Below are 21364 nucleotides of genomic sequence, written 5' to 3' on the forward strand. Positions count from 1 at the left end.
GGAAACCGCCAACTACTCTGAAGGGACGTCAACGGTGACTGTGCCTACCTCCACCCAGACCAAGCCAACGCACGCCACGAATACAGGTGCCGGCAATGCCGCCCGCCGCCCGGGACTCGGTTCGCAGCTCCTGCGCCGCAAGCCGATCGGGCAGATGGTCAGCGAAGCCGGAAGCAGCGAAAGCGGTACGCCGCTCGTCCGCAGCTTCGGTGTCCTCCAACTGACGATGATCAGTGTCGGCGCGACCTTGGGCACCGGCATCCTGGTGATCCTGGGTGAATCCGTGCCGCTGGCCGGCCCAGCAGTCTGGATTTCCTTTGTGGTCGCGGGCCTGGCCGCCCTGTTCTCCGCAGTGTCCTACGCCGAAATGGCGGGCCTCGTGCCCGTTGCCGGATCCAGCTACTCCTACTCCTACGCCACGATGGGCGAGGGCATGGCTTGGATCTGCGGTTGGTGCCTCGTCCTCGAATACGCGGTCTCCGTGGCTGCCGTGGCCGTCGGCGCAGGGCAATACGTGAACGAAACCCTCGCCGCGTTCGGACAGTTCCTGCCGGACTCGATGTCCCAGCCACCGGGCAGCGGTGGCGTGGTCAACATCCCGGCCATGCTGATTGTGGTCCTCGCGATGATCCTGCTGGTGCGAGGCGCCAAGGAAAGCGCCTGGATCAACACCGCGATCGTGAGCATCAAGATTGTCATCCTGCTGTTCTTTTGCGCCGTTGCGTTCACCGCGTTCAACGCCGGGAACTTCGAACCGCTCATGCCCATGGGCGCAGCAGGCGTCTCGGCCGCCGCATCCCGGGTGTTCTTCTCGTACATAGGCTTTGACGCCGCGTCCACTGCCGGTGAAGAAGCCCGCAACCCCAAGCGCGACCTTCCCCGCGCCATCCTGCTCTCCATGGTGATCGTGACCAGCATCTACGTCCTGGTCGCCGTGGCCGCCATCGGCGCCCGCCCCTGGGAATGGTTCGGCGGCACCGAGGCCGCCCTGGTGCAGATTCTTGAGGAAACCACGCACCAGCCCTGGATCGCGCTCGTCTTCTCCATCGGAGCCGTGCTGGCCATCGCCAGCATCGTGCTGACCGTCCTCTATGGCCAGACCCGGATCCTGCTCTCCATGTCCCGCGACGGACTGGTCCCGGAGGTTTTCGGCAAGATCTCCCCGCGGACCGGCACCCCGGTGGCCGGAACGCTCATCGTGGGCACCGCCGTCGCACTCACCGCGGGGCTCGTCCCGCTCGGCGCGCTCGCGGACGCCACGAGCATCGGTACCCTCTTCGCCTTCGCGCTGGTCAACGTCGCCGTCATCTACCTGAGGCGCAACCGTCCGGAGCTCAAGCGCAGCTTCCGCGTGCCGCTCTACCCGATCACCCCTGTTATCGGCACGCTGATGTGCGCCTACCTCATGGCCAACCTGGGTGCCGACACCTGGGTGGTATTCGGCGGCTGGATGCTTGTGGGGATCGCCCTCTACTTCGGCTACGGACGCCGGAACTCCAAGGTAGCGGCCCTGACCGAACAGGAATACCGTGAACTATCCGCAAGGGTCGCCGACCCGGAAACTGTGAAGGCAGAACTTTCATGACCATCGCCACCGAATTGCCCACGGAACCCACACCCCGCCCAGGGGATGCCGGAAATTCCCAAGCAACGCCGGCCGACGCTCCCATCACCATGCTGAACCCGGACTTCCCGTTCAGCTACGACCACTACCTGGCCCACCCCGACGGCCTGGCGGTTGTTCCGCCGGAGCTGTACGGCACGGAAGTCGCGGTGATCGGTGCCGGCCTGTCGGGACTCGTCACAGCATACGAGCTCATGAAGCTCGGGCTGCGCCCCGTGGTCTACGAGGCCGACCAGATCGGCGGGCGGCTTCGCACCGCGAGCTTCCCCTCGGCTCCCGGAGTGGTGGCAGACCTCGGCGGCATGCGATTCCCCGTGTCAGGCAAGGCGTTCTACCACTACGTGGATCTCCTCGGCCTGGACACCCAGGAATTCCCCAACCCCCTTGCGCCTGCAACATCAAGCACCGTGATCGAGCTGGCCGGGCAGAAGCACTACGCCGCCACCTCCGCTGAGCTGCCGGAGTTCTTCCACGAAGTCGCCACAGCGTGGAAGGCCGCCGTGAATGACGGCGCTGCGTTCCAGGAAATGCAGGAGGCGATCCGGGCCCGCGACACCAAACGCATCAAGGAGCTGTGGAACGCGCTACTCCCGCTCCTGGATGAGCAGACCTTCTACGGCTTCATCGCCGCAAGCACGTCCTTCAAGGAGGCCGGATTCGCGCACCGCGAGGCCTTCGGGCAAGTAGGTTTCGGTACCGGCGGTTGGGACACCGACTTCCCCAACTCCATCCTCGAAATCCTGCGCGTCGTCTACACCGATGCCGACGACCAGCACCGGCTCATCACCGGGGGCGCGCAACGGCTCCCCGAGGCACTGTGGCACCACGCGCCGTCGGGCATGGCTCACTGGCCAGAGGGCACCTCGCTGGCATCGTTGCATTCCGGTTCCCCTCGCGGAGCCGTGGACCGCATTGAGCGCGGAGAGAACGGCGATCTCCTGGTGCGCGAACGCTGGGGCCGCGAAACCGGCTACCCCGCCGTCGTGACCACGTGCCAGTCCTGGCTGCTGTCCACGCGCATCCACACCCAGGAAGCGTTGTTCCCCTCGGAACTGTGGACAGCGATCGAGCGCTCGCACTACATGCAGTCGTCCAAGACCTTCGTGATGGTGGACCGGCCGTTCTGGAAGGACACCGACCCCGAAACGGGCCGCGAAGTGTTGTCCATGACCCTGACCGACCGGCTCAACCGGGCAACCTACCTGCTCGACGACGGCCCGGACAAGCCTGCCGTCATCCTGCTTTCCTACACGTGGAACGACGACGCCCTGAAGTGGCTCTCGCTCAGCGCCGAGGAACGCGTCAAGCTCATGCTGCACTCGCTCGAGCAGATCTATCCGGGCGTGGACATTGCGAGCCACATCGTTGGCCAGCCCATCACCGTTTCCTGGGAGGCCGACCCCAACTTCATGGGTGCCTTCAAGGCCAACCTGCCCGGCCACTACCGCTACCAGCAGCGCTTGTTCACGCACTTCAAGCAGGACAAGCTGCCGGAGAGCCAACGGGGCATCTTCCTGGCGGGCGACGACGTCTCGTTCACCGCAGGCTGGGCCGAAGGCGCCGTCACCACGGGGCTCAACGCTGTGTGGGGTGTGGTGAACCATCTTGGCGGTTCATCCGTGGCAGGCAACCCCGGTCCCGGTGACCTGTTGGACGAACTGGGGCCGATCAGCCTGGACTGACTACCGCTGCTGCGTTCGCGAAGGCCACTCTGCGTTCCTAAACCTGATCCAAGGACGCAGAGCGGGCCTCGTATTTTTTGGCGTTGCTCTTCCGCAGTCCACGCCCCGGCCTGTATCCCGGACATCCACGCCTGGAGGCATCCGTCAAGAGTCGGTTTGACCGGGTAGAGATAGTGAGCTATCATTTACAAAATCATCAAAATTGCCCGTCTAATCCTTTTGTGAACGTTAGGCGAGGGGTGGACTCATCATGGCGTCGACTTGCTGTCGACGGCGGTTCTAGAACCGGCCCAGCAATGTTTGAGGGCGGTGGCGATTCACGACCTTTTACGAAAACGAAGCCAATTTTGGGGAATAATGGCAGACGTAATGGTGATCCGTGCCCAGAAATTTATCAATACCTACAACTCCGCAGGTATTCCAAAAGTGGAGGAGAACGGGCGAACGAGCTGGGCGGTCATGTTCGCCCTGACCCGCGCGCTGCAATTCGAGCTTGGTATCACCGCGCTGTCGGACAGCTTTGGCCCAACGACGTTGGCGACTCTTCAATCCAAAATGCCAAATATCGACGGGGCCACTCCTGGCGCTGGGCGCATTAATAAGATCATCCAATCGGCTCTGTATTGCAAGGGTTACGATGGCGGAGAAATCGACGGAATCTACAATCAGCGGGTCAAGGACGCCGTCCGAAAGCTGAAACTGGACATGGGAGTCCAAGCGGCCTTCCCTGGCGATGGCATCACACCGAAAGTGTTCAAGGCCCTTCTGACCATGGATCCATACGTTCTGCTGCCAGGAGGAGGCCGCGCTGTCCGTTCTGCCCAACAATGGCTGAATGCAGCGTACATCGGGCGTCGTGAATTCTTCATCGTCCCGTGCGACGGTTTCTTCTCACGGAATGTGCAGAAGGCGCTTATGTTTGCCATTCAGTACCAGATAGGCATGAGCGACAATGTGGCCAACGGATTCTTTGGACCAGGCACACAATCAGGGATTCGCAATAACACGTTGACGGTTGGCTCCACGGGAATCTGGGTTCGGCTGTTTAGCGCCGCCATGATCTTCAATGGACGTGCCGGAACCGCGTTTGTGGATGTGTTTACCGCTCAATTGTCTGCGCTGGTGTCCGATTTTCAAGGCTTCGCCAAATTGCCCGTCACGGGAAAAGGCGACTTTCAAACATGGGCGTCGCTTTTGGTTTCCACCGGCGATGTCACCCGGAGAGGAACGGCTGCCGACTGCATCACCACGATCACTCCTGCACGGGCTTCGGCTCTGATGGCGGCGGGATATCAGATCGTTGGCCGTTACCTGTCTAATGCTCCCCGCTCTACTTGGAACAAACAGATCGAGCCCGGCGAACTCGCGACCATCCAGTCAAGCGGCATGCGCGTCTTCCCCATCTACCAAACCTGGGGCGGTGCGGCGGCATACTTCAATGCCGGACAGGGGCAAGCAGATGCACTGGCGGCCATCGAAAGACTCCGCTTCTACGGGTTCAAGCCCGGCACGACTGTTTACTTCGCCGTTGATTTCGACGCCCTCGATTATGAAGTTACCGAAAACATCATCCCTCACTTCCGAGGGATCACGTCCACGATGGACTTCAACGCCGCAGGCTACAAGATCGGTATCTATGGTCCTCGCAACGTGTGTTCCCGTGTGGCGGGGGAAGGGCTTTCCACAGCCAGTTTTGTGTGTGACATGTCCACCGGGTTCTCGGGCAACCTAGGATATCCGCTGCCGGAAGATTGGGCCTTCGACCAGATATCAACCATCACTGTCGGGACGGGCGCCGGAAGAATCGAAATCGACAAAAACATCGCGTCGGGACGCGATGTGGGACAGAATTCATTCAATCCGCCGAAGGAAACTCAGGTGGTGGACGTCCTCCTTGATGCTCAGCTACAAGGGGCATTGATGGCCGACATCAAGTCATATCTCGAGTCGATCGGGGTTCCGGAGAAGGGCCTTGAATACGAAGGCGAGCCTCTGACCACGCTGCGGTCTAACACTGAGGCGGTCGAGATGATCTTTCGTTTCGATGCGCAAATCACCCAGGCTGCGGGTCAGTTCCGAGTGCCTAAATCGTTGGTCCAATGTCCCCTGTTGTGGGAGTACCGCAAGTACACGCACCTCGACACGGTGGCGGACGAGGGAGTGCGGCTCTACTACGCAGGACTCCTCGGGCGCGGTAACGATGATTCAAGCACCGGTCTGGGACAAATCTTCGCGAGGACTGCCATCCGGGCGCAAAACTACTGCATCAGCCAAGGAATGATGCCGGGCACAATCATGGATCCCAATAATAAGCCCGATGTGTGGACGATGTGGCAGAAACTCCAGGACGACAACTTCAATGTGCAAACCGCCGCCCAGGTCCTGATCCATGGAGCCGTCGATCAGGACGTGTTTCTGGGCAGGGGAAACCCCGAAAGCGAGTATCAGACGACTCTGGCCCGCTACAACGGAACAGGTCCAGACGCCCAGCGCTACGGGGGAGAACTCATAGGCCTCTACCGGGTGTTTGAGAAGTACAACGGCCTCTCGAGGAATAGGTGAGCATGACAAAAGCCCAGCCCGCATCGCTCGGCGCGGGGGAGCCCGGTTCGCTTGCGGCCGTCGTTTTCCTGAATCTGCTGGGCTTCCCATGGTTGGCACTAGCTTCACTGAACGCCGCGCACTTGATCCTGGAAAATGGCGGATACCCGGATGCCCGCTACGGTCAGGACGACACGAATCTCAGCATTTGCATTTTCTTCTTCGTTCTCATCACTGTGGTGTTTCTTCTCGCCGATGCTGTCGTGCTGCTGAAGCTAAGGCAACTCAAGAACCTTAAGTCATGGTCAGCGGGGTTGGGAACACTCCTTCTGCCAGCAATTGCCCTGTTTGTCTTTCTTGTCCTCACCGAGACCAATCTCGGTTGACTTTCCAAGCCGTTGGTCAACCAATTCGCGTCGTGAAAGGTCCAATCCCGTGAAGACTCCAAGTCGAAAAGTCGGCCGCCGCTCCCTTCTCGGCGCTGTATTGGGGGGAGCAATAGTCGTCGCGGGCGGTGCAATCGTCACGGCATCCCCAGCCGTCGCCAAAGCCACGCATGTTGTTCGGGCACCTTCAGGGAAGCAACCGAAACGAAGCAACAACGGCTGGCGAACGGCACAATCATCCGATACGGACGAAGGAGTTTGGGCGCGTCCTGTGCCCGGAAGTGCCGCATCAGTGTCGGTCCGTGCCGGAGATCCCGAAGCGATCCTGATTTACGTCGCTCGCCGCTTCAACTATGAGGTCCGGCCGCTAGGTAAAGGGGACGTGGTTGGCTTCCGACCGTTGTCAGAGATCGCGGCGGGTGTTTCTACGAACTTGGCATCAGGCACGGCTATTCAGATCTTGCCGGGTTCTTTCCCATTCGGAAGCCGAGGCAATCTATTCGGCTCGGAGCTTCGAACCATCAGAAGCCTGTTAGCGGAGTGTGCTGGGGTCGTGGCGTGGGGTGGAGACTCAGATAACCCCGATGAATCTCTGTTCGAGCTCGTCAAGGGCCCCCGTGACAAAGACCTTGCAGCTCTTGGGACCAGAATTCGGCAGTGGAACGATGAATCCGGGCAGGGCGCAGGGACAGTGATGATCGGGGCATAGTCTGCCCTGAAAGCTTTGACAGCCTGTCCGTCCGCAGTGTCCTTTCTATAACTGACTTGCGTCCCTTGGAAATCGCCCTTGGACGAGCTGGGTCCGATCAGCCTGGACTAGCTTTGCCCGTGCATCTCGCGGTGCGCCGCCGCCAGCTCCCGGTAGTGGGCCGCGTTGCGCTTCACGCCGTCGAGCTCTTCCTCGCTCAGTTCGCGGCGCACCTTGGCGGGCACCCCGGCAACCAAGGATCGCGGCGGGATGACAGTTCCCTCAAGCACGACCGCGCCGGCGGCAATGAGCGAACCGGTACCGATGACGGCGCCGTTCAGGATGGTGGCGCTCATGCCGATGAGGCAGTCGTCCTCCACAGTGCATCCGTGGACGACGGCGCTGTGCCCGACGCTGACGCGCTCACCGACGGTGCAGGGGAATCCTGGGTCGGCGTGCAGGACCACATTGTCCTGCAGGTTCGAGCCGGCACCGACGCTGATGGCGGCGGTGTCGGCACGGACGGACACACCATAGAAGGCACTCGAGTCCGCGCCGAGGGTTGCCTTGCCGATGATGGAAGCCGTGGGTGCCACGAAGGCGGTGTGATGGATGGCCGGGGTATCTCCGGCGAAGGTGTAAATGGGAGCCATGGGGCAAGCCTAGATGACGGCGTCCGGTCCCCCCATCCCAACTAAGTCGCATTTGTTGTCGTTATGAGCCCTGAAAACGACAACAAATGCGGGGGCCCACGCCGCCAGGGTTCCCTGGCCGAGCTTGCGAGGCGAGGGTGGCGGTGGGGACTACTTGGGTGAGCCGGGAGGCGTCCGGAGGACTAGGAACTGGTAGTGCTGGGTCCACTTGCCCGCACCGGGTCCGGACTCAGCTCCCGTGCCCTCGGGCCAGGTCTCGAAGTGCTCCACTGTGCCGTGCGCACCGAAGATGCGGCGCACGACGTCGTCGCTCCGGCGGCTGAAAAAACGCCTCGGCTCGTCTTCGTCCTCGGGGTTGAGGACTTCTTCATCGTTACCGGACCAGAGCCCGACGGCGATCGGCGCACCAGCCGCGCTGACCCGCACGAGTTCGCGGACGACGTCGTGGATTCCCGCGTTGGGGACGTGCAGGAGGGTGCTCATGGTCCACACGGCCGGAAACGTGGCGTCGGCGAACGGCAGGGACCGGCCGCTGGCCACGCTCGCGTCCAAGCCCTTGGCGCGCGCGAGGTGGATGCTCTCCTCGGAAAGGTCGACGCCGGCGTAGTGCAGTCCCGCCCGCACGAACTCCAAACCCTCGACGCCGGTGCCGCAGCCCAGTTCGAACAAGGAGTGCCGGCGTTCTTCCTTGAGTAGACGGATGAACCAACCGCGGCATTCCGTCCGACGCGGGGTCATCGCGCGGGTGTTCTGGAGGGCGGCCTGCCGGTCGTAGTAAACGGCCAGGTTCGCCTCGTGATTGTCGGTTTCGTCGCTGAAGGCCCTCGGGGTCCCGTCCATGGACCCAGCGTAGAACACCCAACTAGCTAGCAGTAGATGCCGTTATGAGGCGTCAAAACGACATTAAATGCGAGCTAGTTGGGTGGGGGAGCTGGTTGGATGGAGCCCACAGCGTTAGTTGAACACCACCGTGCGGGTGCCGTCAAGCAGGACGCGGTGCTCGGCGTGCCACTGCACCGCCTGCGCCAGGGTGCGGCCCTCGACGTCGCGGCCCATCTGCACGAATTGCTCGGCCGTGCGCGCGTGGTCCACCCGGATGACCTCCTGCTCGATGATCGGGCCCTCGTCGAGGTCCGCCGTGACGTAGTGGGCAGTGGCTCCAATGATCTTCACGCCCCGGGCATGCGCCTGGTGGTAGGGCTTCGCGCCCTTGAAGGACGGCAGGAAGGAGTGATGGATGTTGATGGCCTTGCCATTGAGTTCGGTACATAGTTCGTTGGAGAGGACCTGCATGTAGCGCGCCAGGACGGTCAACTCGATGCCGTGCTCACGGATGAGATCGAGCAGCTTCGCCTCGGCCTGGGGCTTGGTGTCCGGAGTGACAGGGATGTAGTGGAAGGGGATTCCGTAGAACTCCGCCAGGCCTTCGAGGTCCCGGTGGTTGGATACGATGGCCGGCACCTCGATGGGGAGGGTGCCAGTGCGTTGCTGGAAGAGCAGATCGTTGAGGCAGTGGGCGTCCTTTGATCCCAGGATCAGGGTGCGGACCTTCTGGCCCACGGGGTTGATCTGCCACTTCATACCGAATGCTTCGGCCACCGGGGCCAGCGCGGAACTCAGTTCAGCCTGGGTCGAGGACGTCGTGGCTTCCACCCGCATGAAGAAGTTTCCCGTGCTGGGGCTGCCGTATTGCTGGGAATCGGCGATGTTGCAGGCGGCCTCCAACAAAGCGCCTGCAACGGCGTGCACAATTCCGGGCCGGTCCGGGCAGGACAGGGTTACAACAAAAGACGTAGGCAGGGTGGAGTCAGTCACACGATCAAGCCTACCGTTGCGCACCTGTTGTACTGTTTAAGTCGTCGCGACTGGCGTTGGGTGGTGTACCACCAGGGAGCGGCATTGATGAAGACCACGGATCGTACGCCTGGGCCGAGGGTCACGTTTTACTGTCGCTGTGCCATGCCCCGTAATCAAAGGCGTGGAAAAAACCCAGCCGGTAGCCTGACCTGTAGAAATACCCGTTGCCTATCCAGGAGATCTTCGTGACCACCACCACCATCACCTCCGCGACCATCAGCAACCAGCCGCTTTCCGAGCTCGACCCCGAGATCGCAGCAGTTCTGGAACAGGAACTCGGCCGCCAGCGCGGCACCCTGGAAATGATCGCTTCCGAGAACTTTGCGCCCCGCGCCGTCATGGAGGCCCAGGGCTCGGTCCTGACCAACAAGTACGCCGAAGGATACCCGGGCCGCCGTTACTACGGCGGCTGCGAATACGTGGACATCGCCGAGCAGCTGGCCATCGACCGTGTGAAGGCCCTCTTCGGCGCTGAGTACGCCAACGTACAGCCGCACTCGGGCGCGCAGGCCAACGCCGCAGCCCTGTCGGCCATGATCACTCCCGGTGACAAGATCCTCGGCCTTTCCCTGGCCCACGGTGGCCACCTGACCCACGGCATGAAGCTCAACTTCTCCGGCAAGCTCTACAACGTAGCTGCCTACCAGGTCGAAGAAGACAACTTCCGCGTGGACATGGACAAGCTCCGCGAACAGGCCATTGCCGAGAAGCCGCAGGTCATCATCGCCGGCTGGTCTGCTTACCCGCGCCACCTCGACTTCGCAGCCTTCCGTTCCATCGCCGACGAGGTTGGCGCGCTCCTCTGGACGGACATGGCCCACTTTGCGGGTCTCGTCGCAGCAGGCCTGCACCCGAGCCCGGTGCCGCACTCCGACGTCGTCACCTCCACGGTGCACAAGACGCTGGCCGGCCCCCGTTCCGGCGTGATCCTCGCCAAGCAGGAATGGGCCAAGAAGCTCAACTCCAACGTGTTCCCGGGCCAGCAGGGCGGCCCGCTCATGCACGTCATCGCCGCCAAGGCTGTCGCCTTCAAGATCGCTGCCGGCGAGGAATTCAAGGAGCGCCAGGAGCGCGTCCTCGAAGGCGCCAAGATCATCGCCGATCGCCTCAACCAGGCCGATGTCGCTGAGGCCGGTGTTTCCGTTTTGACCGGGGGCACCGACGTCCACTTGGTCCTCGTGGACCTGCGCAACTCGCAGCTGGACGGCCAGCAGGCCGAAGACCTCCTGCATTCGGTGGGCATCACGGTCAACCGCAACGCCGTTCCGTTCGACCCCCGCCCGCCGATGGTCACCTCCGGCCTGCGCATCGGTACCCCGGCCCTCGCTACCCGCGGCTTCGGTGCCACCGAATTCACCGAGGTTGCCGAGATCATCGCTTCGGCGCTGAAGTCCGGCTCCGCTACCGACGTCGAAGCCTTGCAGGCCCGCGTTGACAAGCTCGCCGCCGATTTCCCGCTGTACCCGCAGCACGAGCAGTGGTGAACCCGTCCATGGCGCAGACCGCGAAGATCCTTGACGGCAAGGCCGCCGCAGCCGCCATCAAGTCTGAGCTGACTGAGCGCGTCGCTGCCCTGAGGGCCCGCGGCGTAACTCCGGGCATTGCCACTGTGCTCGTAGGTGCGGATCCTGCCTCGCAGCTCTACGTGTCCATGAAGCACAAGCAGTCCGTGGAGATCGGGATGAACTCGATCCAGCGTGAGCTTCCGGCGGACGCCACCCAGGCCCAGGTTGAGGCCCTCATCGACGAACTCAATGCGGACCCCGCCTGCCACGGCTACATCGTGCAGCTGCCGCTGCCCAAGCACCTGGACACAGACGCAATCCTTGAGCGGATCGACCCCGCCAAGGATGCCGACGGCCTGCACCCGACCAATCTGGGCCGGCTGGTGCTCAACGTCAACGGAGAGATCACCTCGCCGCTGCCGTGCACACCCCGCGGCGTCATCGAGCTCCTGGAACGTAACGGCTACAGCCTCGCCGGCAAGCACGTTGTGGTTGTCGGCCGCGGCGTCACGATCGGCCGCTCGATCGGCTTGCTGCTCACCCGGCGGGCCGTGAACGCCACCGTGACCCTGACGCACACCGGCACCAAGAACCTCTCGGAGCTGCTGCGGCTGGCGGACGTGATTGTGGGCGCTGCGGGTGCCAAGCACATCGTCAAGCCTGCGGACGTGAAGCCGGGCGCGGCCGTGCTCGACGTCGGTGTCACCCGTGAAACCGACCCCGAGACGGGCAAGAGCAAGGTCCACGGCGACATCGATCCCGCCGTTGCCGATGTGGCGGGCTGGATATCGCCGAACCCCGGCGGAGTGGGTCCCATGACTGTGGCGCTGCTCATGACCAACGTGGTTGAAGCCGCGGAACGCCAATTGGCAGCCGGAAGCGTCTCCGGCGTCGCCTGATTGTGCTCCCAGCGCTGTGTAGGGCGCCTACTCCCGCGGGAGTAGGCGCCCTACATCGTTAACCCGACGACGTCGGCGCCCTCCGCGGCTAGGCTCGGAGCATGCAGCGGCGTTTCCAGGGTCCTCCCACGAGTTTCATCGTGATCGCGGTGGCCCTGATCCAGGTCCTCGGGACCGTCTTTTCGGCGAGCCATCAGGCTTCCCTGCGCCCTTTGGACCCGCTCGCCTTCATGCTGCTGTTAGCGGGCCCCGCGGCCTTGGCTTTCCGGACCCGCAGGCCCGCCGTCATGCTGCCGATCACCCTCGCGGCCACGTCCAGCTATTTACTCCTCGGTTACGCCTGGGGCCCGATAGTGCTGTCCCTGGCTCTCTCGATCATCCTGACCGCCGCCGCGGGGCTGCGCTGGCAGGCCTGGCTCGGGGCGGGGATTTCCGCCGCCGCCATCCTGCTGATGGCTGTCCTCGCCGGGGATGAGACGGGGCTGGTTCGGGCATCTGCCGGTGTCGCCTGGGCGGCGATCCTTGTCCTGATCGGTGAAGGCTTCCGACGGCGGGGCGAGCGGATGGCCGAATACCGCCGACGGCGGGAGGCCGCGAAACAGGCCGAACGCGACGAGTACCGTCTCACGCTGGCCCGGGATATCCACGATGTGGTGGCCCACTCCCTGTCGATGATCAACGTCCAGGCTTCCGTGGCGCTCCATCTGGGAACGAACGATCCCGAGAAGCTCCGCCCGGCGCTGGAAGCCATCAAGGCAGCGAGCAAGGAATCCCTGGCCGAAGTCCGTCAGCTCCTCGGTGTGCTGCGCGACGACGCCCCGCTGAGTCCCGCGGCGCCGCCCAGCCTGGGGCGGATCACGGAACTCGTGGAAGACGCGCGGCGCGGCGGCCTGGAAGTGCGGTTCGAAAACTCGGTAGGGGCGGACAGGGCAGGCCCAGAACACCTTGGCCCAGCGCAGCAGGAAGCCGCCTACCGGATCGTCCAGGAAGCGCTGAGCAACGTCCGCAGGCACTCAGGCGCGGCGTCCGCCGTCGTACTTCTAGAAGTGGCGGGGAACGCGCTGAGGGTGAGGATCGACGACGACGGCGGCGGCCTCCGGGGAGCTCCTACCGGGAACGGGCTGAGGGGCATGCGGGAGCGCGTCGAGGCCCTTGGTGGCACGCTTGGCCTGACGCCGCTCGAGCCCGGGCTGCGTGTGGAAGCGAACCTCCCTCTTAACTCCAACAAGGGAGAACGCCAGCCATGATCCGTTTGCTGTTAGTCGACGACCAGAACCTTATCCGGGCGGGATTCCGGGCCCTCCTGGACGCTGAACCCGACATGGAAGTGGTGGCGGAAGCGGGGACCGGCCGGGATGCCGTCAGGCTGGCCGAGCGTGAGGCGCCCGACGTCGTGCTCATGGACATCCGCATGCCTGATGGCGACGGGCTCGCCGCAACGCGGCAAATCCTGGCCAACCCCCGCCTCGCGCACACCCGCGTCATCATCCTCACCACGTTTGAGCTGGACGAATACATCGCCGAGGCTGTGCGCGCGGGTGCCGCCGGCTTCCTCGTCAAGGACACCGAGCCGGAGGAACTGATCCGCGCTGTGCGGGTAGTGCACGACGGCGACGCGCTCCTTTCGCCGTCCGTGACACGCCGCATCATGGCCCAGCTCGCCCTGCACAGCAAGGCGGCGTCGAAGACAGTGCCCCTGGAGCAAATCACCGAGCGCGAACGGGAAGTCTTGGCGCTGGTAGGCGAGGGCCTGAACAACGCAGAGATCGCCGAGCGGCTGTTCATCACCCCGCTGACAGCGAAGACGCACGTTTCACGGATCATGACCAAACTGCTGGTCCGGGACCGTGCGCAATTGGTGGTGTTGGCGTACGAATCCGGATTGGTCCGGCCGGGCTGGAGCAGCTAGCCCCGGCCCGCAGTCTCCCGGGGGAGTAGGCGGCAGGGCGCAAGTGACTCCCGGGGGCCGACGCCTTTCGAAGGGCCAAAAACCAGACTGGAACCAGAGCCGAGATACGGCCTGTTGAGAGTTTGGACTGGACATGCTGACATCACTGAGCACCACCATCGGCGCCGCGGCCGCGCAGCTTCCCGCCGACGTCGTCCATGGACCGGGGGACGGATTCGTCTTCTGGCCGTTTTTCCTCCTGATCCCGCTGTTTTGGTTCCTGGTCATCGGTTGCTTCATCTTCTTCGGCCGCCGGATGTGGCGCCGGAACCACTATTGGGCGGCAACCCAGGGCGCCGAAAGCGTGCTGAGGGAGCGCTACGCACGGGGTGAAATCGACGAGACCGAGTACCGCCAGCGCTTGGAAGTGCTGCGGGCGCATCCGACGAAGTGAGGAACCGGCGGATTCTGCTGGATCACTCGTCTGGATAAACCATCAGGCCCTGGAACCATACGGTTCCAGGGCCTGAGGCGCGGAGTGATCCAGCAGAATGTCCGCGCAGGGTCCAGAGGTTTAATCCAGAAAATTGCGGAATACCTCTTTCACGTATTCCTTGGCTCTACTAGTCTGCTGGGGTGCACAATGAAGCCACCCGCTCTTTCTCCACGTCAGCCAGCTTCGAGATGAACCCACCCGCAGTCATCACAGCCGAAAACCTCACCAAGAGCTACGGCGAGCTCATCGCCGTCGACGGTATCTCGTTCGAGGTTCCGGCGGGGGAGTCATTCGGCCTGCTTGGCCCGAACGGCGCCGGCAAATCGACAACCATGAAAATGATCGGCGGAGTCTCCCAGCGCACGTCCGGAAAGCTCAGCATCATGGGCCTGGACCCGGAAACCCACGGGCCGGAAGTCCGTGCGCACCTCGGGGTGGTGCCGCAGCAGGACAACCTGGACGAGGAACTGAAGGTCCGCGAAAACCTGATTGTCTATGGCCGCTACTTCGGCTTGCCCTTGAGCTACTTGCGTCCCAAGGCCGACGAACTGCTCGAATTCGCCCAACTGACAGACAAAGCCAAGTCCAGGGTCGATGCCCTCTCGGGCGGCATGAAACGGCGCCTCACAATTGCCCGCTCGCTCATCAACGAGCCCAAGATCCTGCTCCTGGACGAGCCCACTACGGGACTCGACCCGCAGGCCCGGCACATCCTCTGGGACAGGCTGTTCAGGCTCAAGGAACAAGGCGTAACGCTGATCCTCACTACCCACTACATGGACGAGGCCGAACAGCTTTGCGACCGGCTGATCGTGGTGGACAAGGGCCGGATCATGGCCGAAGGCTCGCCGGCCAGCCTGATCCGCGAGTATTCCACGCGGGAGGTGCTGGAGCTGCGCTTCGGCTCGGAACGCAACGCCACCATCGGCGTCGAACTCGCGGGCATCGGCGAACGCGTCGAGACGCTTCCGGACCGCGTGCTCATCTACGCGAACGACGGCGAATCGGCCCTGGAGCAAGTCTCCGCACGCCGGCTCCGTCCCCTGACCTCGCTGGTGCGGCGTTCTTCGCTGGAGGACGTCTTCCTCCGGCTGACCGGGCGGAGCCTCGTTGACTAGCGCCCACTCGCCTGCCGTTTCAGCCAGCCGGGCGAAGCGCTGGGGATCCTTCTTCTACGCCGAGCAGGTCCTGCGAGTGATGCGTGGCTACGGCTGGTCCGTCTTCCTGTACAGCGTGGGGCAGCCCGTGGCCTACCTGTTCGCGATGGGAATCGGACTGGCGAGCCTCGTGGATGCGAACAGCGCGGCGGTGTTCGGGGGCGTGAACTATTTGACGTTCATCGCGCCGGCGCTGTTGGTCTCATCGGCCGTCATGACGGCGTCGGGGGACTTTTCCTACCCGATCATGGACGGCTTCAAATGGCGCCGCGTGTTCTATGGCCCGCACGCCTCCCCGCTGGTACCGCAGCAGATCGCCGCGGGTCACATCATGGCCAGTGCCTTGAAGTTCCTCGTGCAATCAGTGGTGTACTTCGCCATCGTGGCCATGTTCGGTGCCTCGCCGAGTCCGTGGGGCTGGGTGTCGGCGGTAGTTGCGACAGTGGCCGGTTTGTCCTTCGGGCTGCCGCTCATGGCCTACGCCTCGACCATCACCAAAGACGCCGGCCAGTTCGCGTTGGTGCAGCGTTTCATCGTGGTGCCGCTGTTCCTGTTCTCGGGCACCTTCTTCCCGCTGGATTCGCTGCCGCTCGGGGTGCGCTGGATCGGTTGGATCTCCCCGGTGTGGCACGGAACGCAATTGGGCCGCGTCTTCACCTATGGACTCGAGGAGAATCCCTTGTTGACCCTGACCCACGTCCTGTTCCTAGTGGGCGCCGCTGCCGCAGGTTGGACGCTGACGCGGCGCCAGTTCGTCAGGAGGATGGGGGCATGAGCGTTCTTACCGGAGGCCATAGCGCCACCGACGCTGCCCGAGAACGCACCTTCGGCCCGCTGTACTCCCGCAACGCGCTTGCGGTTGTGTCCCGGGGCCTCATGGCAGCGAAAAGCAGCACGTGGTTGATCCTGGTATCCGGATTCTTCGAGCCGGTGCTGTACCTGATTTCCATGGGCGTGGGACTCGGCCCGATTGTGGGTACCGTGGCGGGACCGGGCGGCCAGGAAATCAGTTATGCGGCGTACATCGCGCCCGCGCTCCTGGCCGTGTCCGCCATGAACGGCGCCGTCTATGACTCCACCTGGAACGTCTTTTTCAAGATGAACTTCGCCAAGCTGTACCAGGGAATGCTCTACACCTCCCTCGGGCCGTTAGACGTAGCCATCGGGGAGATCTTCCTGGCCCTGTTGCGCGGACTCCTGTATGCGACGGGGTTCACGGCCGTCATGGCCGTCATGGGACTCATCACCACGCCATGGGCCATCCTCGTCATCCCGGCCTCGGTGCTGATCGCTTTCGGCTTTGCGAGTTTCGGCATGGGCATCACGAGCTTCATGAAGACTTTCCAACAGATGGATTGGATCAACTTCTTCATGCTGCCCATGTTCCTTTTCAGCGCCACTTTCTACCCGCTGAGCGTCTATCCGCAATACATCCAGTGGCTCATCCAAGCGATGCCGCTATGGCACGGCGTGGAACTCCTGCGGCAGATCAGTATCGGTTCCTTCAGCCCGGCCACGGCAGTCCATATCGCCTACTACCTCGTGATGATCGCCCTCGGCATCACGCTCACTACCGGAAGGTTGCGCAAGCTCTTCCTGAAATAGCCGGGCAGGCTGTTCGCCTGGGGTGGAAGAGAGCGGTTCGCCGCGCGGAGTTTGCGACAATGGGTGCATGCGATCCCTCGGCGACTCCCCGTCATCTGTTCCCCCGTCCGCCCCCGCCCGGAGCCCTTTCAAAGGCTTCCGCATCGGTGGACTGGGCATGACGGTGGTGCTCATCGCCTTCCTGGTGGCCGTGATCTTCGCCGCCAACCATAACGACGTCGTCGGTTGGATCGTCGCCGTTGTCTCCTTCGGCTGGCTCGCGCTCGCCGCCTTTGTGGTCTTCAGCATCCAGAAGGCCGCCAGGCGGGCGGGTGAAAAACTCACCGAAGCCCAGAACGCTTTCAACGCGGCAACCGGCCGCGCGCCGTCGTCGTCGAGCGCCAACCACGGTGGCACCCGAGTGGTCTCGGAACGGAACGAAGCGGATGAAATCCGGGACCTCAAATTGGACCACTCCTTCAAGATCGTCCAGGTGCAAGTACGCGTGGTGGAGGACGAACGAGCCAAGGGCGACGCAGCTGACCAGGACACCATCGATCGCGCCCTGGAGACCATCGCCATCACGTCGAGCAATGCCCGGGACATGATCAAGTCCTCCGGCGGCGGCGACGAGCCCGTCTCGGGCACCATCATCGACTAGAGTAGGCGGGGTGAGCTCGGCATTGAAGAAGGACTTCCTTCGCATCGCAACGGTCAACGTCAACGGCATTCGCGCCGCCTACAAGAAGGGCATGGCGGAGTGGCTGGAACCGCGCGACGTCGACATCCTGTGTCTGCAGGAGGTCCGCGCGCCCGATGAGGTGGTCCACCAGCTCATCGGCGAAGGCTGGTACATCCTGCACGCCGAAGCCGAGGCAAAGGGCCGCGCCGGCGTTGCGATTGCCTCCCGGCAGGAGCCCGTTGCCACCCGCGTGGGTATCGGCGACGACTACTTCGCCACAACCGGACGCTGGGTCGAGGCGGACTACGTCGTGCGGGACGGCGGCGGCAAGGACACTACGCTGACGGTCGTCAGCGCCTATGTGCACTCCGGCGAAGCGGACACGCCCAAGCAAGTGGACAAGTACCGCTTCCTGGACGTCATGACCACAAGGCTTCCGGAACTTGCCAAGCACAGTGAGCATGCCCTGGTGGTCGGCGACCTCAACGTGGGCCACACCGAGCTCGACATCAAGAATTGGAAGGGCAACACCAAGCGTGCCGGTTTCCTTCCTGAGGAGCGCGCGTACTTCGACCGCTTCTTCGGCGACGAGATCGGATGGAGGGATGTCCACAGGGGCCTGGCAGGAAATGTCGATGGCCCCTACACCTGGTGGTCCCAGCGCGGTAAGGCCTTTGACACTGACACAGGCTGGCGCATCGACTACCACATGGCCACTCCTGGACTCGCGGCAGCCGCTCTTTCGGCCGTCGTTGACCGGGCGCCGTCGTGGGACACCCGTTTCTCCGACCACGCACCGCTGGTAGTCGACTACCAGCTCTAGGCTTTCGAAAGTTTCCTCATGACCAGTTCCACCACGACTGAACCCGCTGCAGCCGCAGCCAAGGCAACATCCACCAAACTGGCCGCCGGGGCAAAGCACCGTGTGCTCTCCGGCATGCAGCCCTCTGCTGACTCCCTCCACCTGGGCAACTACCTTGGTGCCCTGGTCAACTGGGTCCGCATGCAGGACGAGTATGACGCCATCTTCTTCATCCCGGACCTGCATGCCATTACGGTGCCGCAGGATCCCGCCGAGCTGGCCCGCCGGACACGCGTCACCGCTGCGCAGTACATCGCGGGCGGCGTAGACGTGGACAAGTGCACGCTGTTCGTCCAGTCCCAGGTTCCCGAGCACGCCCAGCTGGCGTGGGTCCTGGGCTGCATCACTGGCTTCGGCGAGGCCTCGCGCATGATCCAGTTCAAGGACAAGTCGCTGCAACACGGTTCCGACCACGCGAGCGTCGGGCTCTTCACGTACCCGATCCTGCAGGCAGCCGACATCCTGCTGTACCAGCCACACGGGGTGCCCGTAGGCGAAGACCAGCGGCAGCACATTGAACTCAGCCGCGACCTCGCCCAGCGCTTCAACAGCCGCTACGGCGAGACGTTCCAGGTGCCGCAGGCCTTCATCCAGAAGGAAACGGCCAAGATCTACGATCTCCAGAACCCCACGGCGAAGATGTCCAAGTCCGCGGAGTCGCCGGCCGGGCTGATTAATCTGCTCGATGACCCGAAGGTCACGGCCAAACGCATCAAGTCCGCAGTCACGGACACCGAGACGGAAATCCGTTTCGACCGCGAAGCCAAGCCCGGGGTGTCCAACCTGCTGAGCATCTACTCGTCCATCAGCGGCCAGCCGGTGGAGAAGATCGTCGCGGACTACGAAGGCAAGATGTACGGTCACCTGAAGGTCGACCTCGCTGAACTCGTTGCGGCCCATCTCGGGCCAATCCGGGACCGCGCCAACGAGCTGCTGGCCGATCCGGCCGAGCTCGACCGGCTCCTCGCGCAGGGGGCGGACAAGGCCCGCGAGATCGCCTCGGCCACGCTCGCCGACGTCTACGCCAAGGTGGGTTTCCTGCCTTACGGCGGACCACAAGGAATCCGCTAAAACCATGTGCGCAGCTGGCAAGCTCAGCGTCCAGGTCGGCTCTCTTTCAAGGGGAGCCGGCCAGGCCGCTGACGCCCGCCCGGCCACGGGCTCACACCAGTCTGGCAGCGCGTGCGGGGACAACATGTGCGTAGGGGTCATCCTGGGTTTCCCTCGTGAAGTCGCCCAGGAACTGCAGCAATGGCGTGCATCCTTCGGCGATCCCATGGCGGAAGTCATCCCGGCCCACATCACCCTCGTCACCACGACGCCTGCCCAGGATTGGGAAGCCACCCTCGAGCACGTTCGCGATGTCGCCCGGCGCCAGGCACCATTCAAGATCACGATTTCCGGCACGGGCTCCTTTCGTCCGGTTTCCCCGGTGGTGTTCCTGAAGGTCGAAGACGGTTTCGAGGAGTGTGTGGGCCTGCACGAACAACTTCAGACCGGCCCCCTCGAACGCGACCTTCCTTTCCCCTACCACCCGCACGTGACGGTAGCCCACGACGTCGCTCCCGAAAACCTGGACGAGGCCGAAACGGTGCTCAAGAACTACACCGCCACCTTCCCTGTGGTTAGCATGGGACTTTACGAGCACGACGACAATGGCATCTGGCAGCTACGGGAAGAGCTCGACTTTGGCGGCGACGCAGACCAATCACGGAAAAGCACAGCGCAACGACCGGCAGCAGGCGGAGGGGCCACCGCTGCCGACTGAAGGGGCTCAGCTGAAGCTGCAGCTCATTCAACGTCAGGTCGAATGGGGCAAAGCCCGACGCTCGGGCAATAGAGGCGCCACCATACCGGCGTTCATCAACCTGGCCCTCGCCCGGCTGAGCAACTTCCGGCCGATGCGTGCCTTCAACCTCTACAACCTGCGCCATGGCCCTCTGTTGAGCGCCGGCATAGGTTTCACGATGTTCTTCTCCGTCACAGGCCTGCTGGCCACGGGATTCGCCGTGACCGGCTTGGTCCTCAACGGGCAACCCCAACTGGTTGATTCAATCGTCTCGAGCGTCGCGACGGCGGCTCCGGGACTCCTGAAAACCAACGGAGGCAACGGCCTGGTGGATCCGCATGATCTCCTGAATCCCACAGGCCTAGGCTGGACGGCTGCCATAGCCGCCGTGGTCACGGTCTTTACCGCGCTCGGCTGGATCGCCGGGATCCGGGAGGGTCTTCGCGGAGTCTCCGGGCTGGGGCCCGTACAAGAGAACCCCCTGCTGATGAAGGCCCGCGACGCCGGTACCCTCCTGCTGCTCGGCGCAGCCTTGGTGGTCAGCGCCGGTGTTTCTCTCGTGTTCGGGACAGCGGCCGGATGGATCATCGAACGGCTCGGCTTGGCCGACGCCGTCGCCGGCCCCGTCACCTGGGTCGTTCGCACCGCCGTTCCACTTGTCCTCAACTGGGCGACGGCGGTGATCATGTTCCGCTTCGCAGGCCGCCTGAAACTTCGCCGGCAGGCGTTCGTGGAAGGAACGGTGCTGGCCGGCATCGGGACCACCATCCTCCAGATCTTCAGCACGGAATTGCTGGCGAACGCCGGACGGAACCCCATTCTGGCCTCATTTGCCATCATCATCGGCCTTCTCATCTGGTTCAACCTGGTCAGCCAGGTCTACTTGGTCTCCGGGGCGTGGGCGGCCGTCAGGGAAGCGGATACCGGGGCTCATGAGCACCCCAAGCCGGCCCTCGGATCACGGCACCCTTCGCCCCGCACCTTCCATGCAAAGGACTCCTGAGGGCAGCCAGCGCCCCAACTGACACGCAGTTGTTGTCGTTTTGAGCGCTCATAACGACAACAATTGCT

Annotated in this window: 20 protein-coding genes and 1 riboswitch; of the genes, 17 read left to right on the forward strand and 3 right to left on the reverse strand. The window is 63.3% G+C overall.

Features of this window, described 5'->3' with window-relative positions:
* Positions 1-154 precede the first annotated feature (154 nt).
* From ABEA18_RS14280 to ABEA18_RS14295, 4 genes are all read left to right on the forward strand, one after another.
* Complete coding sequence (locus ABEA18_RS14280; RefSeq protein ID WP_345450234.1) at positions 155-1585, forward strand: amino acid permease; 1431 nt, start codon at positions 155-157, stop codon at positions 1583-1585.
* Complete coding sequence (locus ABEA18_RS14285; protein ID WP_345450058.1) at positions 1582-3306, forward strand: flavin monoamine oxidase family protein; 1725 nt, start codon at positions 1582-1584, stop codon at positions 3304-3306. The genes ABEA18_RS14280 and ABEA18_RS14285 overlap by 4 nt, the downstream gene beginning before the upstream one ends.
* A 369-nt stretch (positions 3307-3675) precedes the next feature.
* Positions 3676-5868: a glycoside hydrolase domain-containing protein gene (locus ABEA18_RS14290; RefSeq protein ID WP_345450060.1), complete on the forward strand. Its 2193-nt coding sequence runs from the start codon at positions 3676-3678 to the stop codon at positions 5866-5868.
* Positions 5869-5870: 2 nt separating this feature from the next.
* The gene (locus ABEA18_RS14295; protein WP_345450062.1) at positions 5871-6233 is read left to right on the forward strand and encodes a hypothetical protein; all 363 of its coding nucleotides are present in this window, start codon (positions 5871-5873) and stop codon (positions 6231-6233) included.
* An 816-nt stretch (positions 6234-7049) separates the two neighbouring features.
* Here ABEA18_RS14295 and ABEA18_RS14300 read toward each other — a convergent pair.
* From ABEA18_RS14300 to purU, 3 genes are all read right to left on the reverse strand, one after another.
* The gene (locus tag ABEA18_RS14300) at positions 7050-7574 is read right to left on the reverse strand and encodes a gamma carbonic anhydrase family protein (protein WP_345450064.1); all 525 of its coding nucleotides are present in this window, start codon (positions 7572-7574) and stop codon (positions 7050-7052) included.
* A 150-nt stretch (positions 7575-7724) separates the two neighbouring features.
* On the reverse strand, positions 7725-8414 hold the full coding sequence (locus ABEA18_RS14305) for a class I SAM-dependent methyltransferase (protein WP_345450066.1): 690 nt from the start codon (positions 8412-8414) through the stop codon (positions 7725-7727).
* Between the two features lie 114 nt (positions 8415-8528).
* Entirely contained in the window at positions 8529-9389 is an 861-nt protein-coding gene (gene purU / locus ABEA18_RS14310) for a formyltetrahydrofolate deformylase (protein WP_345450067.1), read from the reverse strand.
* A 36-nt stretch (positions 9390-9425) separates the two neighbouring features.
* Positions 9426-9511: riboswitch (ZMP/ZTP riboswitch) on the forward strand.
* A gap of 90 nt (positions 9512-9601) precedes the next feature.
* Here purU and glyA point away from each other — a divergent pair.
* The 13 genes from glyA (at position 9602) to ABEA18_RS14375 (ending at position 21296) form a co-directional block, all read left to right on the forward strand.
* Complete coding sequence (gene glyA / locus ABEA18_RS14315) at positions 9602-10915, forward strand: serine hydroxymethyltransferase (RefSeq protein WP_425550536.1); 1314 nt, start codon at positions 9602-9604, stop codon at positions 10913-10915.
* Positions 10916-10923: 8 nt separating this feature from the next.
* Complete coding sequence (locus ABEA18_RS14320) at positions 10924-11835, forward strand: bifunctional methylenetetrahydrofolate dehydrogenase/methenyltetrahydrofolate cyclohydrolase (protein WP_345450068.1); 912 nt, start codon at positions 10924-10926, stop codon at positions 11833-11835.
* 101 nt (positions 11836-11936) lie between these two features.
* On the forward strand, positions 11937-13082 hold the full coding sequence (locus tag ABEA18_RS14325; protein WP_345450070.1) for a sensor histidine kinase: 1146 nt from the start codon (positions 11937-11939) through the stop codon (positions 13080-13082).
* The gene (locus ABEA18_RS14330) at positions 13079-13744 is read left to right on the forward strand and encodes a response regulator transcription factor (protein ID WP_345450072.1); all 666 of its coding nucleotides are present in this window, start codon (positions 13079-13081) and stop codon (positions 13742-13744) included. The genes ABEA18_RS14325 and ABEA18_RS14330 overlap by 4 nt, the downstream gene beginning before the upstream one ends.
* Before the next feature lie 133 nt (positions 13745-13877).
* Positions 13878-14177 carry an SHOCT domain-containing protein gene (locus ABEA18_RS14335; protein ID WP_345450074.1) on the forward strand — a complete coding sequence of 100 codons (300 nt, stop codon included), beginning with the start codon at positions 13878-13880 and terminating at the stop codon, positions 14175-14177.
* A gap of 230 nt (positions 14178-14407) precedes the next feature.
* Positions 14408-15337 carry an ABC transporter ATP-binding protein gene (locus tag ABEA18_RS14340; protein ID WP_234751341.1) on the forward strand — a complete coding sequence of 310 codons (930 nt, stop codon included), beginning with the start codon at positions 14408-14410 and terminating at the stop codon, positions 15335-15337.
* Positions 15330-16151, forward strand: coding sequence for an ABC transporter permease (locus ABEA18_RS14345; RefSeq protein WP_345450076.1), 822 nt, complete (start codon positions 15330-15332; stop codon positions 16149-16151). The genes ABEA18_RS14340 and ABEA18_RS14345 overlap by 8 nt, the downstream gene beginning before the upstream one ends.
* Positions 16148-16981: an ABC transporter permease gene (locus ABEA18_RS14350; RefSeq protein ID WP_234751259.1), complete on the forward strand. Its 834-nt coding sequence runs from the start codon at positions 16148-16150 to the stop codon at positions 16979-16981. Before ABEA18_RS14345 ends, ABEA18_RS14350 begins: the two co-directional genes overlap by 4 nt.
* Before the next feature lie 67 nt (positions 16982-17048).
* Positions 17049-17621: a hypothetical protein gene (locus ABEA18_RS14355; RefSeq protein WP_345450078.1), complete on the forward strand. Its 573-nt coding sequence runs from the start codon at positions 17049-17051 to the stop codon at positions 17619-17621.
* 10 nt (positions 17622-17631) lie between these two features.
* Positions 17632-18465 carry an exodeoxyribonuclease III gene (locus tag ABEA18_RS14360; RefSeq protein WP_345450080.1) on the forward strand — a complete coding sequence of 278 codons (834 nt, stop codon included), beginning with the start codon at positions 17632-17634 and terminating at the stop codon, positions 18463-18465.
* 18 nt (positions 18466-18483) lie between these two features.
* Positions 18484-19575 carry a tryptophan--tRNA ligase gene (trpS, locus tag ABEA18_RS14365; RefSeq protein WP_345450082.1) on the forward strand — a complete coding sequence of 364 codons (1092 nt, stop codon included), beginning with the start codon at positions 18484-18486 and terminating at the stop codon, positions 19573-19575.
* Between the two features lie 4 nt (positions 19576-19579).
* Positions 19580-20272: a 2'-5' RNA ligase family protein gene (locus ABEA18_RS14370; protein ID WP_345450084.1), complete on the forward strand. Its 693-nt coding sequence runs from the start codon at positions 19580-19582 to the stop codon at positions 20270-20272.
* Entirely contained in the window at positions 20193-21296 is a 1104-nt protein-coding gene (locus tag ABEA18_RS14375) for a YihY/virulence factor BrkB family protein (RefSeq protein ID WP_425550532.1), read from the forward strand. The genes ABEA18_RS14370 and ABEA18_RS14375 overlap by 80 nt, the downstream gene beginning before the upstream one ends.
* The last annotated feature ends 68 nt before the right edge of the window (positions 21297-21364 follow it).

It is taken from the genome of Arthrobacter gyeryongensis (genome assembly GCF_039543785.1).
Lineage (GTDB): Bacteria > Actinomycetota > Actinomycetes > Actinomycetales > Micrococcaceae > Arthrobacter > Arthrobacter gyeryongensis.